Genomic DNA, 18,776 nt, shown 5'->3' on the forward strand with positions numbered 1-18,776 from the left:
TTGGATTAGATCAACTTATACTCTTTCAGCAGCTGCATGATTCTGGTTTGCGATATCTTTTGCACACCTGTCATTGCTGCCAGTTGGATTGCAGGTGGAAGCTCCATGTCGGTTATCTTCTTGCCATCCATCATCTTGGCGGTGGAATCCAGCAATACGCGCACGTCATAAGCGGATCCAAATACTTCAGGCACGCCGCGGTCAATATCTAAAATCGTGTAGACGGCTTCCATAGCGGTACGGACCGAATATTCCGTAGTGAACACCGTGTCTCGAGGCGTTTCGGCAAAGTTGCCGATAAAGGCAGCATTGACGCAGCCATCAGGAACAACGTTCGGACGATCTCCTGCTGCTCTTGGCATGAAGTAAGAGGTGACATACGGCATCATGCAAGGAACACAGTTTGCGGAATTTACGGCAAGATCGTAAATCTCTGCTTCAGGTACGCCCATATGATAGAGCCACTCCTGCGTGATCTCGATACCTGTGCAGTCCTTCATTGGTTTCTTGATGTAATCGCCTGGCACGTCGCAGTATAAGCTATACACCCATACGACGAGCTGGTCTTTTGGCTGTGATTTGAAGTGAGGCTGACGGTTCAGTGTAAAGCTCATCAGCCATTTGGAATCTTTCACTGAGACAATGCCGCCGGTAACGACCTTGCCGCTGAATGGATCCCGCTTGCAGATCTTCTCGATATAAGGCGGAATTCGGTCATCTAGTGTAGTAATGGTAGCAGACTCCCAGTTACTCTCCGCAATGTTGCCGCAGAATTTGTCAGGACGGCCAAAGGCAGAATCCTGCTCCGCGATCTTCTTCCATAGCTCCCAGCTGCCGCCGAGCGCAGGATTCATAACAGCTGGTGTGTGGTTATCGCCTAATGTGGAGCTTTCCGTATTGCTGCCGTTCGTAATGAAGACCAGATCATTTTCAGTCAGGTCGATCTGTTTTTCTTGCCCTTTTTGAACATAAACCAGTTTTTTCGCCACTTTCTTGTTATCTGTAATCGCAAACTCTACATTGGTAACCGTCGTTGCGTATTGGAAGGTAACACCATGACCTTTCAAATAGTTAATCAACGGCAGGGCAAGAGACTCGTACTGATTGTATTTTGTGAATTTCAATGCTGAGAAATCAGGCAATCCTCCGATATGATGGATGAATCTAGCGATATATCTGCGCATCTCCATTGCACTATGCCAAGGCTCGAAGGCAAACATCGTCTGCCAGTAAAGCCAGAAATAAGAGTTAAAGAAATCTTCTGAGAAGACATCTGTGATTCTCATATCTTCGAGCGCTTCTTCAGGCGTAAAGAATAATTTGATAATTTCCATTGAAGCGGTCTGGGTAAGTGTAAATTTGCCATCGGTATGAGCATCCTCGCCGCGATTCACGATCGCACGCTGCAGGGAATAGTTCGGATCCTCCTTGTTCAGCCAGTAGAAGTCATCCAGCACCGATGCTCCCTCTGTTTCCAGTGAGGGAATAGAGCGGAACAGATCCCATAGGCACTCGAAATGATTCTCCATTTCCCGGCCGCCGCGGATTATGAATCCTCGTCCGTCATCATAGATGCCGTCCAGTCCACCTCCGGCAATATCGAGTTCCTCGAGAATATGAATGTTTTCCCCCTTCATCTGACCATCGCGTATAAGGAATGCGGCTGCGGACAGAGAGGCTAGGCCTGAGCCGATCAGATAGGCGGACTTTTGATCAACACCGAGTGGTTTCTTTGGACGGGCAAATGCTTCATAATTACCATTGCTGTAATACATCCTTAACAACCTCCTTGAGTGTTCTTGACACCTCTAATGTATAGGAGATGGTAAGGAATCAACATAGACAGTATATGCCTTGTGTCTAAATATTCAACGTCAGGTTCCATGTGTCTAAAATCGCTATCGGTTATGGTAAAATGATAAACAAAATCCATCGTTAAGGGGAGGTTTCCTATGCATCCGTATACGAAACAAGCATTGGCAGCTGCGCTGAAGGACATGCTGGTCACAAAGACCCTAGACAAAATAACGGTCAAAGACTTGGTGGAAGCCTGCAAGCTGAATCGTCAAACCTTTTACTACCATTTTCAGGATATCTATGATCTTCTCGGATGGATATACAAAACGGAGGCGCTAGGTGCGATTCAGAATAATAAATCCTATGCAACTTGGCAGCAGGGGCTAATGATCATTCTGGAATATGTAGAGAGCAATAAGGCGCTTTGCATGAACACCTGTCGTTCACTCGGCAAAGAGCATTTGGAGATGTTTTTGAATCAGGTGCTATTTGAACTGCTGAGCAATGTCATCAACGAAGTTTCGGACGCAAGATCGATTTCGGATGAGGACAAGACGTTTATCGTTCAATTCTACAGCCATGCCTTTGCTGGGACGCTGCTGGATTGGATTGAACATGGGATGAAAACACCTTGTGAGACAGTCGTGAACCATATTGTTCGGCTGATGGATGGACGTTTTGCGGATGCAGTGGCGCGTTTTAAGCATTCCCCCTCATAAACGATGGCGTACTAGAATATTGCTTCTGTTCTGATCGACATAAAATAAATCGGTAATGCTCTAAAGATAACTTAGTCAAAATGAGCAGATTCCCCTATTGTATAGAGCAACTCATTGAACCCCACTTGCTATTAAAAACCAAAAACAGGCTATGAACCATCGTTCACCATATAAAAATCTTCGAATATTCTCGAAATATCGCATTAGAACATGGAGACTCTCAACGTTAGCTGTTCGATCCCATGCTATCGCATCATGTCAGGCTAACCTGCACCGTGAGGTGAGTCAGGAATAGTTGGATATGCTGCGATCATAAAAGTAAAGGGCAGCCTAACGTAAGCATACGAGAAGCTGCCCTTTGGCGTGCAAATGACCTTTAAATAAGGTGCTGAACTCCATTTATCCTTCACTTTTATCTCGGCAATCATCAGTTAACATGCCGTAGACCAATGCCGAGAGCTCATCAATCGTTAAATTCTTATCATGATTAAACCAAAATACGAGAATCCCGACGAGCCCTGATGAAAGGAAAGCAGTAGCGTATTGATCGAGAATGACATCCTGCTCTAGCTTCAGCAGATTCATAATCTCACCTAGGTATGAATTGAACTTATTGTTGAGTATGCTGATCATATCGTTTTGGATTAAGAGGCGAATGAATGTTTCATTCTGCTCGGCAAACACAAAATACAAGCGTGTTAATTCCGAGGTCGTCAGCAGCTTTAGATTATGCATCTCCTGAAGATAGTTTTGAAAGAGATGATCCAAATGATACTCAAGGATCTCTTCCTTCGAATCAAACAGCTGGTAAAAGGTTTGTCTAGCTAGATCACTCCGCTCAGTCAGTTCTTTCACGGTAATGTTCTTATACGGTTTTACCTCCATTAGCTGCAATAGGGATTCGGTCAGCCATTTTTGTGAACGAATAGCCGAGGGGTTCGTACCGGAATACACGACACTTCCTCCATTCTGTCATACTTTGGGAAATATGATTGACACGTGTCAACGTTTTTTCCTATACTCTATACGAAAATATTACACATGTCAATTTAATGACGTGTGTATGACTGGGGTTCTGAGCTGCCCTCGCGCATTTCATCTATCGGATGGAAAGGGGAATGGACGATTGATTAGGGGGATTTTAAAGGCGAGATGGTACATGGTTGTGCTGTGGATAGCCATTGCAGCTGGCTTGTTGCTGACGGCACCGAATATAGCGGATCTCGTTCGGGAGAAAGGGCAGATTACAGTCCCAGATGGCTATTCGTCCTCAATGGCAGACCACATGCTAAAAGAAGTCAGCAAGCAAGGAGGCAGTGAGGAGATTGGGGATACGGTATTGGTCTTTCATCATAAAGAGGGACTGACATCGAGTGACCTAACGGACATTGAACAATCCATACAGCTGCTTAAGAGCAAGCAGAAGGAATTGTCGCTCACTTCCGTGACAAGTCACTTTGAACAGCCTGAGCTGCAGGATCAGCTTGTGTCCAAGGATGGCAAGACGTTGATGGTGCTGCTTGGCGGCGACTGGGAGGGGCAGTCTACGTCGGAGCTTAGGGATTCTCTATATGCTGCTCTGCAAGATAATCCTGTCGAGCATTATTTGACGAGCAGGCACTTTATTAATGAGGATGTAGTGGCAAGCTCCGAAGAAGGCTTGAAGCGAACGGAGATCATTACGGTGGTCTTTATTCTCGTGATTCTGTTCATCGTATTCCGATCAGCCGTTGCTCCATTTGTACCGCTTCTCACGGTGGGCATCAGCTACTTGGTCGCACAGTCCATCGTTGCTTTCTTAGTGGACGGGGTGAATTTCCCTCTTTCTAACTTTACACAAATCTTTTTGGTCGCGGTCATGTTCGGGATCGGAACGGATTATTGCATCCTATTGATCAGTCGATTCAGAGAAGAGCTGGTCAAACAGCCGGAGGATGTATGGTCGGCGATCATTGAGACGTATCGCACAGCGGGAAAAACAGTGTTTTTCTCTGGTCTTGCCGTTATGGTGGGCTTTGCGTCAATTGGCTTCTCCACCTTTGTTCTCTACCAATCGGCAGCTGCTGTGGCAGTAGGTGTCGGTGTACTGCTGGTCGCTCTTGTCACGATCGTGCCTTTCTTTATGGCAGTGCTGGGCAGCAAGCTGTTCTGGCCCTCGAAGGGGACGCTGGAGCATAAGCCAAGCCGGATGTGGGCAGCAGCAGGACGATTCTCCTGGAAACGCCCGTTTATCACCTTGCTGCTATTGGCGGTGCTTATTATTCCTTTACTGGTGTCTTATGATGGACTCAAATCCTATAATTCGCTCGATGAGATCGGCGATGGCTATGATTCCGTCAAGGCATTCAATCTTATAGCGGAGGGCTTTGGTCCTGGACAGTCCATGCCAGCCAAGATCGTATTGAAACATGAGCAGCCTATGGATAACTCGGAGGCTCTAGCTGCTATCGAGAAGGTCAATCGAGAGATTGCCAAAATAGATGGCATCGAGTCGATACGAAGCGCAACTCGTCCTGCGGGAGAGGGCTTGAAGGAGCTGCTCGTCACGGAGCAGGCAAAGCAGCTCGATGAAGGGCTTGGAGAAGGAAAAGATGGAATTGGACAGATTCGCGAAGGCCTCCGTACAGCGAGTTCCGAGCTAAGCAAGTCTGGACCTGAGCTGTCCAAAGCGGCGGCAGGAGTTGGAACCTTGGTTCAGGGTACGGATGAACTAAAGCAAGGGGTAACCGCGCTTAACCAAGGACTTAAGCAAATCGAACAGGGCATTCGTCAGGGCTCCGCAGGTGCGGGCGAGTTAAAGCAAGCTGTCGAGCAGGCGAAGCAATCAGCGGAGAAGCTTGCGGCAGCAGGCAAGGAGCTGCTGAACGGATATCAGCAGCTGGAAGGTGGAATCTCGACGTTTGCGAAGAAATATGGGGAGATTGAACAGGGACTGCGTGGAATCAGCCAAGGCCTTGGCGGAATGGATCAGCATCTTCGCAATCTGGCCGAACGTTATCCAGATATGAAGCAAGATGAAGATTACATCACGATCCAGGCGATGCTGTCTCAATTGCAGCAGAGCGTTGGACTAATGTCTGGCGGCATGGCTGAATTGAATGCCGAACTGGTCAAGGTTGGAGCTTCACTGAAGCAGGCGAACCAAGGCTTGGCTCAATCGTTGGAAGGCCAGACTTTGCTGGCTGGCGGCTTGGATCAATTAGTATCAGGCATGGAGGAGCTGCGCATTGGCATCGAGCAGGCTGCTGACGGCCAAGGGCAAATTGTATCCAAGGTACCGGGTGTCATTCAAGGACTCGGACAAATCTCTTCTGGTCAAAAAGAAATCCAGCAAGGCTTCAACCAGCTTGATGATCAGCTTGCCGAGCTTACGAATGGTCTGAACCAGAGCGTGGATGGGTTGAATGAGCTGACGGGAGGCCTGGAATCTGCTCAGCAATATTTAAACGGCCTTGCCGGCTCTACTGATGAAACGATGGCAGGCTGGTATATCCCTGATGAAGTGCTGACCAATGGGGATTTCCAACAAGTATTCGATGCCTATATGTCCAGTGATCGTAAAGTAGCCACGCTCGATGTCGTATTCACTGGCAATCCTTACAGCACGGAATCGATCGCTAAGATTGATGAGATCAAGGCAGCCGTTGAGCGGGCAGTGAAAGGGACGGTGCTGTCAGATGCAGCGTACGGCATAAGCGGGGTTACAGGAACATTTGCCGATCTGAATGACATCTCGGCCGCTGACTATTCAAGAACGGTTGTCCTGATGTTGGTTGGAATCGGCATTATTCTCGTGCTGCTGCTAAGATCGATTATCATGCCGCTCTATTTGATCTTGTCGCTCATTCTGACTTACTTCACCTCGGTAGCGGTGGCTGAAGTGCTATTTGTCGACATTATGGGATATGGAGGCATTAGTTGGCCTGTGCCGTTCTTTGCCTTTGTCATATTGGTCGCACTAGGCGTCGACTACAGCATCTTCCTTATGGATCGCTTTAATGAGTATAGACATTTGCCAATCAAAGAGGCGATGATTCATGCCATGAAAAATATGGGCAGCGTCATCATCTCGGCAGCGATTATTCTGGGAGGAACCTTTGCTGCGATGCTGCCGTCTGGCGTGCTGTCCCTTATCCAGATTGCGACCATTGCGATTACGGGACTCCTCCTTTATGCTTTTGCTTTCATGCCATTCTTTGTTCCAGTTATGATACGAACGTTCGGCAACGCCAACTGGTGGCCATTTAGGCAAAAAGAGAAGGAGAGCATCCATAGCGACTTGTCCTTATAATTGTGGCTTTCTTTGTATGACTTCGGATACAAAGTTACATTATTGGCCTTTGTCCAATGGCAAAGCAACCAAAGCCCAAGCGTTCAAGTTGCCTGAAGCGTAGCAAAATGAATGTACAAGATCCATAAGTATTCGTCATCCTAACACGAAAGAGCTGCTGAGGGTTTCCACTCCTCTGGCAGCTCTTTTTCATGCGCACAAACCATATATTAAATGCGGAATCGGCTAGTACTCTCCTGCATTTCTTCAGCCAGCTTTGCAAGATGCTGAGAAGATGCTTCGACCTCCTGCATGGCTGCCAGTTGTTCCTCCGTGCTTGATGCCACGTTCTGGACGTTCTGCGACATCTGTTCGATAGAACTGGTAAACTGCTGAACCGTTGTATTGATCTGCTCAGAGCCCGCGGACATCTGCTGCATTGTAGCGGAAACATCCTCAAGATGGGCGGCGATCGTGGTAATGGCTTCGCCAATCGTATAGAACTGATCGCCTGCAGCATGCACCATCTTAATGCCGCTTTCGAATTCATTATGCACATTCTTCATCGTGTTCATAACGGTTTGGTTGTCACTTTGAATCGCGCCTACGAGCTGATAAATCTCTTGAGCGGATTGAGCGGATTCCTCCGCCAACTTACGCACCTCTTGCGCCACAACGGCAAAGCCGCGTCCGTCTTCGCCTGCACGCGCAGCCTCAATTGAAGCATTTAAGGCAAGGAGCTTGGTTTGATCCGCTATATTGGATACGACATCATTCATATTTCCGATATTTACAATCTGCGTGTTAAGCTGACTGAGCACCTGCTCAAGCTGGATGAATTGCTGCTGCAATTGATTCATCTGCATCGTGGTCTTTACTACGATGTCATTCCCCTCGTTAGCCGTTCTGGAGGAATCCGTCGCTTTCTCCGAGATGCCAATCGTATTGGACAATACATGCTGCAAGGCAGAATTCATATCATCAATCGTATTAGCTGTCTCTACGACCGATTGATTTTGAGCAATCGTCTCCTTTGAGATTTGTTCCATTGCCAGCACGATTTTTTCTGTGACCTTGCTCGTTTCCTGAGAGCTTGCATTCAATTGCTGGGAAGAGGCGGCAACCAGCTCAGTCGAGTGGTGCACTTGCCCAACCAGAGATTTGAGCGATTCCGACATATCATTATAGGATTGGGTCAATTGACCGACCTCGTCCAACGTGACGTGTGTGCCAACCCCGGTAAAGTCTCCTTCTCCAGCTGATTTCATAAGGCTCTGCAAAGCTTTCATTGGCCGAACAATTGAGCGCGTAATGATTGTCACAGCAAGCGTTCCCACCAATAATGAAAGGAGAATGATCACAGCAGACATTATCACCGTGCCGCGAAAGACGTTTCCATTTTCAATATGAAGCTGATCCGCTTGGCTGTTAATGGATTCTCCAATCTCTGCCGCTTTATTATTCAACTGCTGCTGGCTGCTGCTGAATTCTCCAAATATGAGGTGCAAGGCTGCGTCTTTTCCTTGGCTTTTATAAGTAGATCTGATCGTGGTCAGTCCGTCTTGGAAGTCCTTAAACAGCTTGGTTAACGACTCCACCTGCGCCTTCTCTTGTGCGGTTGCTACAGTTTGGGACCACGTTTGAATGGTATTGCCAATGGAGGCAAGACGTTTATCGATATTTTGATTCAGGTTTGCTCTCTCATTTTCGTCGAAGATGAGGATGTATTCTAATAAAAATCCATATGCAGCCCGTGTATCGGTACGAATTTGTCCAAGCTTGCGGATGGTATCGGATTGCATATACATATTGTCCGCGCTATTGCGAAGCTGTACTTGAGCGTACATGGAGACTCCTCCTACCAATAGCATAAAGACCAGACTGATCATTCCCATAAGATAGAGCTTTGTTTTGACCGATAAATTGCGCAACGAGAATGGGTGTACCTTCATGTTGATCCTTACTCCTTCAGTCGTAAAATGGTGTCTAATCTCTTTTCAAGAACAAAGGTGTTGTGAAAAACGAAATTCATTAGGTATGTAAGTGGTGAAGTGAATATGACCGCAGTGTTGACAATGGATGTTCTCCTTTCCAAATCCAGGATGTGAAAGTTGAAATAAAAAAAAGACCGTCGCGTAATGACGGTATATACGTAGGAGAATGGCAAAGCTGGCATGCATGACTAAAGTACTAAAAAGTATAGCATGATATCGAATCGATGAAGCTTTCAAAAAAGTATGCTGGGTTTGGAACTTAAGTAAGTTTTAGAACTTAACAAGGGTTCGATTTTGTGTTTAAACACATAGTAGAGGCGGGCTTTGAGTCTTTGACATTAAAAAAGGTACAGAAAAAGCTACCCAATCAAAGGGTAGCCATGAACAAATGAAGCTATTCCGAAAGCTTAACACCGCATAAAGCAATTAAGCTATAAGCTTGATCGGGGCGAATCGTTAAGCCCTTTGCCAAGGCGATATCCAGATTAATACGATGAAATTCACAGGTAGACAGGTTGATATCTTTTAACAGCGTCTCTGAGAAATCAATTCCGTCCATAGCAACGTGACTGAAGGTTACGTTTTTTTGTTTCATATGCTGAAAGAAGCTGTCGTCAAGCTTTCCTTCATGAAAGTGAACATTTGTTAATTTGGAATCCGAAAAATTCGCATACGTTAATAAGCAGTCCCAAAATTGTCCATCCTTAATAGTGGAGTTTGTAAAGCGTGCACCGATCAGTTTGCATGACCCGAACTTGACGCGATACAATGTAGTGTTCTCAAAGCTTCCATTTGAAAAATCACATTTGTAGAACACGCAGTCCAAAAACTCCATTTTAGACAGGTCATTATATGAAAATTCACAGTTCTCGAAAGCGACCTCATTCATTTGTCTTCGTCCGAATTTGCATTCAATGACGCAATTTTTGAGATGAGAATAGGATTCGATGTCTTCCAAAAGGATCGTTTCATTTTCAATGATGTGTTCGTAATAGTCTGATGGAATCGTGAAATCTTTCATATCGTGTACTCCTCTTATTTGAGATATGAATCTTTTGATGCTGATCAGGGCGTTTGTTTTTCATCATCATCGGATTTGTGGTATCTTATTACCCCTTACAATAGCAACTTAACACGGTTCGATCAAATCTAGATTTCAATCTGGAGAATATCAAGCTTGTGATTCGGAGGATTCCCGATGAAAGAAAAAAATGAGACGACAAACAGCATATATGAAAAAGTAGATGAAGTACGAAGTGAAATGAAACGTGCTATCTTTCTTATGAAAAAGATTAACGATGATTTAGAATCGCTGTCACGCAAGCTGGATGTCCTGACGGATGAATGTGAGCGTGTGATCAGAGAGAGAAGCCATGAAGAGTAGCTGAAAACTATGGTTATGGAACAAATGATGAATCAGTCAATAATATTCGTTTATTTCACTTCTATATAGAAGCGGGAAGGCCGTGAGCGTGAAGTGAATTGCAAACGATGCGGGCATCTTTAGTTTGCCATGGGTATTAGAGTCTGTCTAATACCATGCTCACAAGGGTGCTTTTTTTTTATTTTCAGGATGAACATTATAGGAAAAAAGCGGATTGTAAAAAACGGAATTGATTCATGATAAGAAAGGAGCTATAATGAGCTCATGGATTTAGTAATTTAGTAAATAAGTAAATCAGTAATTTAGTAAAGTATAAAGATGAAAAGTGAGGCGTTCATGATGAAGATACCTACAAATCTAAAGCATAAGCCTGTTGTCGTAACGGAGAATTATGAGCAGGTTGACGGAAGAATGGCCAGAAATACAGATGCTAAGGGCCTTTCCTTGGGCTTGGCTCAATGGAATGACAGAGGAAAGGTGGATATCTCAGCTAAGGTATGGAGATTCACGGGTGAGAAGTGGTCAAGACAATCCGAGGAGCTGCCTTTGCACCGCGTATTGGATTTGACGATTCTGATCTGCCGGACGATGGAGCATTTTCGTGAAGCCTATCGCTACGAGCATCTGTACGATCCAGAGAATCCTGTCATTGACCGAATCGGCCTGCAAGGGGATGCAATGATGGTAGAGGTATGCACAGACAACGAGAAAATTAATGAAGATATTCAGTTATTTAATCAAGCTCTAAGCGATGATGGAGAGCTGATTGGGGAAAGACTTCGCACGTTATCGAGAATTTTGAAGGAGATGGGCTATTAATTTCTCCTATCATCCATGAGCCTTTCCCATAAACAGCTAACCCTCGCTGGTGAACGAGCATTCACGCACGTGATCATGTTTTGGAGGGAACAAAGATGAATGAACAGCAATCAACCCTATATGCGTTATCGCCTGAACGGCTGTTAACGAAGGAAGAACGAGCGTTGATTTGGAATAAGTCGCAGTCACATAAGGATAGTGAACAGGAGCGGCGCATTAGCGAGGAGATTGTGCGCAATTGGAATCGCGGGGAGATGAAGATCGCCAACATCCTCCTAGAGGGTGATGCAGGGACGGGCAAGACGCAGCTTGCAAAGGCATTGTCTGCTAATTTTGGGCTGCCTTATACGAAGGTAACCTGCTTTGCCGATATGGACAAATCCGATATTATCGGCGCCATTCTGCCGGTGTTGTCCACTGAGGGGTTAGAGCAGCTTGAGCTTAACGATCAAGCTGCATTGAAGGCCCTCTATGAGGGGGATGGCTTTCAGAGTGCGACGGCAATCTTAACGAGCGTCCTGAAATTCACCCCGGAGGAGGCTGTTTCAAAACTAAAGCAACTGATGAAGCTGGCTAATGATCATGCGGAGGGCGAAAACGTCGAGTATCGCTTCTACCCGTCCGAGATTGTGAGAGCCTATCAACATGGCTATTTGCTTGAGATTCAAGAGCCGAATGTCATTCGGGACGCAGCCGTATTAATGGCGTTAAATTCTGCCTTGGAGCTGGACGGAAGCCTCAATCTTCCGACAGAGGTAATTCGCAGACATCCGGATTTTATCGTGGTGATTACGACCAACCGCAGCTACGCTGGAGCTAGACCGCTCAATGAGGCGCTGCGCGATCGCATTCAGCATGCGGAGAAGATGGATCTGCCGACGAAGGAGGTCATGGTTGAGCGGGCGATTGCCAAGACGGGCTATCAGGATGAACAGGTGCTCGATGTTCTGGCTAAGATCATCATAACGCTGGATAAAGCCGCCCGGGCTAATGCGATTAAAGGTGTCGCGGGCATGCGATCCTTTTTCTACTGGGTAGATGCCATTGCAGGCGGAGCTTCCGCTAAAGAATCGCTCTATTACAAGGTGATCTATAAGATCACGACGGACTCGGACGAAATCAAGCTGCTCGAAGATGCGCTTAACCTTGAAGGTCTGATTAAAAGCTTGGAGCAGCTTGAGGATCACGTAAAAAAAAACGAAAAATCGATGAGATCGAAATAAAAACATGGGGAAGCATAGACGATGGCGATTGGACTCAGGACGATAAAGAAGAGGAAGCTGGCATCGCTTTAAAAAGATCGTCGGATAGTGAAGAAAGCGCATCTGCGGAGGCAGATCCATCTTCAGATATGGAAAGCTCTGATCGGGGTGAAGACGGTTCTCCCAAGTATCATCAGGCCAATCCTGAAGCTATGGACGAGGAAGCGAAGCAAAGAGAGCGTGAATTCCGCAAACAATTGAATCGATCGGCCAGGGAGACAGCCTCTCATTCCATCCATAATGGAGTAAAGCTTATCGTGCATCGGCCCGAATCTGATTCGGTGCATCAGATGGAATACGAGAAGCTAAGCCGTTCGCTCATGCCTATCGTAAGGGAGATCGCAAGGAAGACGCTTCCGCTGCTTGAGCATGAAGTATCCTCGGATTATGCCAAGCATCAGTATTACGGAACGAAGTTTCAGGCAGACAGCATGGCCTATCGTGATTTTAGAACGTTTGCTAAAAAGCGTCCACCGTCCGATTCACCTTCGCTTGTGGTCGGCTTAAGGGTGGATGAATCTGCCTCAATGGCAGCCTTTGGACGATTAGAGGCGGCTAAGCGCGCTGTTATCGCGGTATATGAATTTTGCCAGATGTGCGACATTCCGGTCCTTATCTATGGAGATACTGCTGATGTATCTAGGCTGGAGCAGATGTCACTCTTCGCTTACGCCGATTTTGATAAAGTAGACCCTACGGATCGATATCGACTGATGGGGATTCGTGCGAGAAGCAACAACCGCGATGGCATGGCTCTTCGCTTGATGGCCGATCGCTTGGCGGCGGCTGCCCATAAGACGAAGCTGTTGATCAGCATAAGCGACGGTCAGCCAAAAGCCATGGAGGATTATACGGGCGGCTATGCGATGACAGATATGCAGCAGACCATCGCGGAATATGAACGCAAGGGCGTAACCTTTTTGGCGGCCGCGATTGGTCAGGATAAGAACGTAATTAGTCAGATCTACGGCAATGAAAGGTACCTTGATATCACTAATCTGCAAGAGCTGCCTGCTAAGTTAGTCAGGATTATAGCGCGGTATTTATAAGGCTTGCATGAATAGGCGTTCAAATTATTAGCAACTTTATATAAAAATCGAGTGTCTATTAGATAGAATATCTGATGGATGCTCGATTTTTGCTTTGTGATCAGTAGTAGGTCAGAAGTCCTGACATGCGTAAAGGCTAGCTGATGGCTAAACAGTTTTCAAACTTGAGTAAAAAGGTGGTGCAAAAACAAGCGTATAGAATCATAAATAACGTTTCTGCTTATACACAAAAAATTCATTTAAAAACGAATAAAATAAACTTGACGTTAGGTAAATGTAGGGATATTGTGGGATCATTAGGAAAATAGTTTAGGGTATCAATTATATTTTTAATGATATGAATGAATGGAGAGGGGATGGTGTTTTACTTGAATTTTTATCGACAAAAATCTTAATATTTCAACTTTAATCTACTTTTATCGACGGAAGGAAATTACAAAATACTCCATTGGTCATATTGACTTTTTTTGATAATCTTTGGTAGAGTAAGGCTAATTAACCCATCACCAATGAACTTTCCCACATCTCCTATTAATAGGGAAGCGCTCCTAGAATCTACTCATACTTTCCCAATCTGAAATAAACTTTTTATTTTTTTACTAAAAATTAAATCGGATTAATTGTTTGGCTATTCCGAAGCTTATACAAGCGTTTATATATGTGTTCATTTACAACAAGATTTCTATCCTGGAACGATTCCGTAGTTGCCCCAATAGGGCCTAAACAACCCATATCCCATATTTTGATATATATATCTTCTCTAGTCTATTTCTATTAATCCCATAATTGAAAACAGCATATCAGGGCTTGGCCTATATATTGAGATCCATATTCATTCAATCTATATAGAATCGATGCGAGATCTATCTAACTTGGTATATGGGAGGAATTTCACATGAGTGTAACGACATCCGTTCAAGTGTTGAGCGATGTCACGTATCCTTTGACCCATCCGCAGAAGCGCATATGGTATATGGAGCAGATCTTTCCCGGCACATCCATAGCGAACATTGGCGGCCCTGTTCGTATTAAAGGTGAAGTTGACTTTGCACTGCTGGAGCAAGCGATCCATGCTTTTATTCGCCGTCATGAGGGACTTCGAATTCAGTTAGTGGATCGAGATGGAGATGCTCTGCAAAGGGTTAAAGACGAAGAGGAACAGCCGCTCGATTTTTTTGATTTTTCAAGGGAACCTGATCCAGAAGCATCTTTTTGGTCATGGGTGGATAGCGAGGCAAGAAAGCCAATTCCTTTAGTGAATACCAAGCTGTACTATTTTGCGATGTTTCGCTTATCGAATGAAGATAACGGCTATTTGGTAAAGATCCATCATATCATCTCTGACGGCTGGTCGAATCAGCTGACCACCTCCCAGATTGCGGAATTGTATGCCCAACTGCTAAATGGGGAGACCATTGCTGCTGCTCCGGAACCGCCATCATATGTTGAGTATGTTCAGGCGTCGGATCGTTATTTGACTTCGCCAAGATTCAGTAAAAGCAAGCAGTTCTGGCATGACAAATTCAAGACGATTCCCGAAGGCGTAACACAGGCAACCATCAGCAGCACGGAGGGAAGACGGTATACGTTACAACTCGATCCTGAGCGATCTCAACGTATTCAATCATGGACGAATGAAGCGGGAATATCACTAAATACGTTTTTTGTGCTCGCTTACTTGATCTATACGTACAAGGCAACGCAGCAGCGGGATCTAGTTGTCGGAACCCCTGTATTGAATCGCTCCGGCAAAAAGGAGAAATCCATGTACGGGATGTTTACCAGCACGATGCCTTTTCGCTTCGCGCTTGATCCTGAATCAAGCATCGAGGAGACGCTAAGCTCCGTGCAAAAAGGACTGATGGAATGCTACTTTCATCAGCGCTACCCGTATGACCTGCTTGCTCAGGAGTTGGAGTTGAAGAAAAAAGGCTACGATCAGCTGTTTCATACAAGCATCAATTATTACAATACGAAGCTTCAAACCAGCTTGAACGGCACACCGATCGAGAATGTCGAGTTCTACAACGGCCATCAGCTGTACGAGCTCCAGATTGTCATTAAGCATTGGTCCGCTGATGGCGGCCTCACGCTGGATTATGACTATCGAATAGATGCATATCAATCGGAGCAGATAGAGGAGTTGTCTCAACGAATGCTGCTTATTGTCGAGCAGATGCTGGACAACCCTCAGGCAGCGATTAAAAGTTTAACCCTATTAACAGCAGCGGAGAAGCACCGTGAGCTGTATGACTATAATCAAACGGTAGTGTCTTATCCGAAAGATCAGACTATCCTGCAGCTCTTTGAGGAGCAGGCAAGACAGAATCCAGAAGCTCTGGCCATCGTGTACGAGCAGGAGACTTGGACGTATCGGCAGCTAAATGAACAGGCCAATCGGTTGGCCCATTATATGATGCAAAAGGGTATTGCGCGTGAATCCATCGTTGGGCTGTGGATGCAGCATTCGATTGAGGCGGTTGTTGCCATTCTAGCTGTGATGAAGGCAGGCGGTACCTATCTGCCTATTGATCCGGCTTATCCTGAAGAGCGAATTCGATATATGCTGGAAGACTCCGGTGCTGAACTCGTCATCACCAATCTATCAGATGGTCTGCTTGCAGATTATTCAGGCGAGGTGCTCGTTTATTCGGAGCTTTCTTTGGATGGACTTGATTCGTCCAACGTCCAATATGTTCATGAGCTTCACGACCTGGCATATGTCATCTATACATCAGGCTCAACAGGCCGCCCGAAAGGCGCGATGATTGAGCACAGAGGTCTAACGAATTATATCTGGTGGGCAAAAAAGGTGTACGTTCGCGATTCTATCCCGACGTTTCCACTGTATTCATCCCTCGCCTTCGATCTTACCGTAACCTCCATCTTTACTCCGCTGATAAGCGGCGGTCGTATTGTCGTGTATCGCGATAACGGAGATGAATTTATTCTATACCGCATTATGCGAGACAATGCTTCGACCATCATAAAGCTGACTCCTGCCCATCTCGCATTATTAAAAGAACGGGATAATACGGGATCATCCGTAGGGCGCTTTATCGTTGGCGGTGAAGATCTGAAAACGAGCCTTGCGAAAGAGATCACCGAGTCTTTTGGAGGAGCAATCGAGATCTACAACGAGTACGGCCCAACCGAAACAGTCGTGGGCTGCATGATTCATCAATATCATCCTAACGAAGACAAGCGAGTATCCGTACCGATCGGTGTCCCTGCGGATAATGTCATGCTCTACATTCTGGATCAGGATCAGAATCCAGTCATGACCGGAACGATTGGCGAGCTGTACATTGCCGGCGATGGCGTCGCTAGGGGATATTTGCATCGTGAGGAGCTGACACAGGAACGATTTTTAACGAATCCGTTTGTTCCCGGAACTCGAATGTACCGTACAGGGGATTTGGTGAAGCGGCTTCCGGATGGCAAGATCGAATATATCGGCCGTGTCGATCATCAAGTGAAGATCCGTGGTTATCGCATTGAGACTGGGGAGATTGAGAAGGCAATCACCCAGCATACAGCAATTTCTGACGCAGTCGTTATTGATCGAGAGAATGATAGACTTGGAAAATACTTATGTGCGTATTTCGTTAAGCATGCTTCAGTGGAAGTGAATGATCTCAAGCAGCAGTTGTCCCACATATTACCTGGTTATATGGTGCCTGCGGCATTTGTGGAGCTGGACGAAATACCGCTAACGATTAATGGCAAAGTGAACCGAGCGCTGCTTCCTGAACCGGACTTTACTTTAGTACAGGAAAACGGGCACGCAGCAGCACGAAACCGTAATGAAGCAGATTTGATCGAGGTTGTAAGGGATGTTTTGCAGCTCGAGGGAGTAGGCCTGTATGATCACTTCTATGATTTGGGCGGAGATTCAATTAAAGCGATTCAAGTCTCTTCCCGCATCAATCGATATGGCTATTCGCTTAAGGTCAGAGACATCTTGGAGTATCCGATCATTGAACAGATGGCATTAAGGCTTGAGTCCTTGAAGCATGCTCGCACTTATCCGCAGGAGCGCTGTGAAGGAAAAGTCATGCCGTGGCCGATTGTTTCATGGTTTTTTGAGCAGCAGCTTGAAGAGCCAGACTACTATCATCAATCCGTATTGCTGGATTTGAAATCAGAAATAAATGCCGACATGGTTAAAGCGATACTGCTGCGACTCGTCGAACATCATGACGGATTGCGCCTGCAAGTCAATATGGATGAACGAGCGATCATTTACCACAATCAAACAGATCGTATGATCCCCTTTCAATCCATATCCTTGGCAGATATCGATGATCATGCACAATTGGTGCGCATGGCGGAATTAAGCGAAACCTTCAAGTCACAGTTCCACCTTCGCGATACGATCTTGATCGGGTGCTGTTTATTTGATCTTGGACGTAACGGAAAGAGACTTCTCATTACGGCGCATCACCTTGTGATTGACGGTGTATCGTGGCGAATCTTGCTCGAGGATATAGCGGAATCGTTGAGCAGTCAAGCACGCGGAGAAGCGTTCTTACTGCCATCCAAAACGGCGTCCCTTCAGATGTGGTCTGATGCATTGTCGAGATATTCTATTTCATCACTGGAACAGCAGTATTGGGAGCAGACGATTGCTGCTATAAGTCCACTTCCTACAGATTATAGCGAGGGCCGATCCTTGGTGAGCAGTTCTCATACGCTAGAGCATAGATTTACAGCTGAGGAGACACATAGTCTGCTCTATGATTGTCATCAGGCGTACGGTACGAAGCCGTTGGAATTGCTCGTCGCAGCATTAACCCGAGCAATAGGCGAAAGCTTCCAGGTGGAGGAATCCGTTATCGAATTGGAGTCACATGGACGCGAATCGCTGGAAGAGCTGGATCTATCCCGTACCATTGGCTGGTTCACTAGTATGTACCCTATGAAGTTGGTGTGTTCTGAACGAGGGGCGGATGCTTCGACACTGGCTACTTTGATTAAAGGGGTTAAAGAGCAAATTCGCTCCATTCCTATGCAGGGTATCGGATTTGGCATTTTGCAATCGAACGGACAGTTTGCTTCGAAATATGATTCAAGGAATATGATTCGATTTAATTACCTAGGCGACTTTGACGGTGCCTGGGACAACCCTTGGTTCACATTAGCGAAAGAGACCAGCGGTCTTGATACAAGCAGACGCAATGAGCTTACCTGCTTGCTCGACATACAGGCGATGATCGTTAACCAATCGCTAAAGTTCAGCATTACTTATAGCCGCAGTCGGTTCAAGGACGACACGATTGCTAGACTTATGGATGCCTACCAAGATGCGTTGTTGCGGATTCTGAGCCATTGTGCAGGCAATCAAGTGAGGGAATATACGCCATCCGACTTTGAAGCGGCCAAGCTGTCTCAGGAGGAGCTTGATAGCTTGTTTTTCTAAAAAGATTGAAAGAAGAAAGGCACAGCGATCGAAGAACATTTCACTATGCGGCCTTTATCC

The 18,776-nt window shown here is 45.9% G+C and carries 11 protein-coding genes; 7 read left to right on the top strand and 4 right to left on the bottom strand.

The annotated features are described in order from the left end of the window. Positions 1-5: 5 nt before the first annotated feature. A complete protein-coding gene (locus I2H74_RS22835; protein ID WP_195576552.1) occupies positions 6-1,775 on the bottom strand; it encodes an oleate hydratase in 1,770 nt (589 codons plus the stop codon). A 177-nt stretch (positions 1,776-1,952) separates the two neighbouring features. Between I2H74_RS22835 and I2H74_RS22840 the strand changes: the two genes are divergently transcribed. Further along, complete coding sequence (locus tag I2H74_RS22840) at positions 1,953-2,516, top strand: TetR/AcrR family transcriptional regulator C-terminal domain-containing protein (protein WP_195576553.1); 564 nt, start codon at positions 1,953-1,955, stop codon at positions 2,514-2,516. Between the two features lie 399 nt (positions 2,517-2,915). Here the strand turns inward: I2H74_RS22840 and I2H74_RS22845 are convergent, their stop codons facing one another. Then, the gene (locus I2H74_RS22845; protein ID WP_195576554.1) at positions 2,916-3,470 is read right to left on the bottom strand and encodes a TetR/AcrR family transcriptional regulator; all 555 of its coding nucleotides are present in this window, start codon (positions 3,468-3,470) and stop codon (positions 2,916-2,918) included. Positions 3,471-3,645: 175 nt separating this feature from the next. On the opposite strand from I2H74_RS22845, the gene I2H74_RS22850 reads away from it, so the two are divergent. Further along, complete coding sequence (locus tag I2H74_RS22850) at positions 3,646-6,807, top strand: MMPL family transporter (RefSeq protein ID WP_195576577.1); 3,162 nt, start codon at positions 3,646-3,648, stop codon at positions 6,805-6,807. A 209-nt stretch (positions 6,808-7,016) separates the two neighbouring features. On the opposite strand, the gene I2H74_RS22855 is transcribed toward I2H74_RS22850, so the two are convergent. After that, positions 7,017-8,738: a methyl-accepting chemotaxis protein gene (locus tag I2H74_RS22855; protein WP_195576555.1), complete on the bottom strand. Its 1,722-nt coding sequence runs from the start codon at positions 8,736-8,738 to the stop codon at positions 7,017-7,019. 436 nt (positions 8,739-9,174) lie between these two features. Continuing rightward, a complete protein-coding gene (locus I2H74_RS22860; protein ID WP_195576556.1) occupies positions 9,175-9,801 on the bottom strand; it encodes a pentapeptide repeat-containing protein in 627 nt (208 codons plus the stop codon). 177 nt (positions 9,802-9,978) lie between these two features. On the opposite strand from I2H74_RS22860, the gene I2H74_RS22865 reads away from it, so the two are divergent. From I2H74_RS22865 to I2H74_RS22885, 5 genes are all read left to right on the top strand, one after another. Beyond that, positions 9,979-10,164, top strand: coding sequence for a hypothetical protein (locus I2H74_RS22865; protein ID WP_195576557.1), 186 nt, complete (start codon positions 9,979-9,981; stop codon positions 10,162-10,164). A 339-nt stretch (positions 10,165-10,503) separates the two neighbouring features. Then, positions 10,504-10,983, top strand: coding sequence for a DUF6530 family protein (locus I2H74_RS22870; RefSeq protein WP_195576578.1), 480 nt, complete (start codon positions 10,504-10,506; stop codon positions 10,981-10,983). Between the two features lie 95 nt (positions 10,984-11,078). Beyond that, the gene (locus I2H74_RS22875; RefSeq protein WP_195576558.1) at positions 11,079-12,206 is read left to right on the top strand and encodes an AAA family ATPase; all 1,128 of its coding nucleotides are present in this window, start codon (positions 11,079-11,081) and stop codon (positions 12,204-12,206) included. A gap of 128 nt (positions 12,207-12,334) precedes the next feature. Next, the gene (locus tag I2H74_RS22880) at positions 12,335-13,294 is read left to right on the top strand and encodes a vWA domain-containing protein (protein ID WP_195576559.1); all 960 of its coding nucleotides are present in this window, start codon (positions 12,335-12,337) and stop codon (positions 13,292-13,294) included. A gap of 895 nt (positions 13,295-14,189) precedes the next feature. After that, positions 14,190-18,716, top strand: a complete 4,527-nt coding sequence (locus tag I2H74_RS22885; protein WP_195576560.1) for a non-ribosomal peptide synthetase — start codon at positions 14,190-14,192, stop codon at positions 18,714-18,716. The last annotated feature ends 60 nt before the right edge of the window (positions 18,717-18,776 follow it).

Origin of the sequence: Paenibacillus sp. 1001270B_150601_E10, assembly GCF_015558675.1 — a bacterium.
Classification (GTDB): domain Bacteria; phylum Bacillota; class Bacilli; order Paenibacillales; family Paenibacillaceae; genus Paenibacillus_B.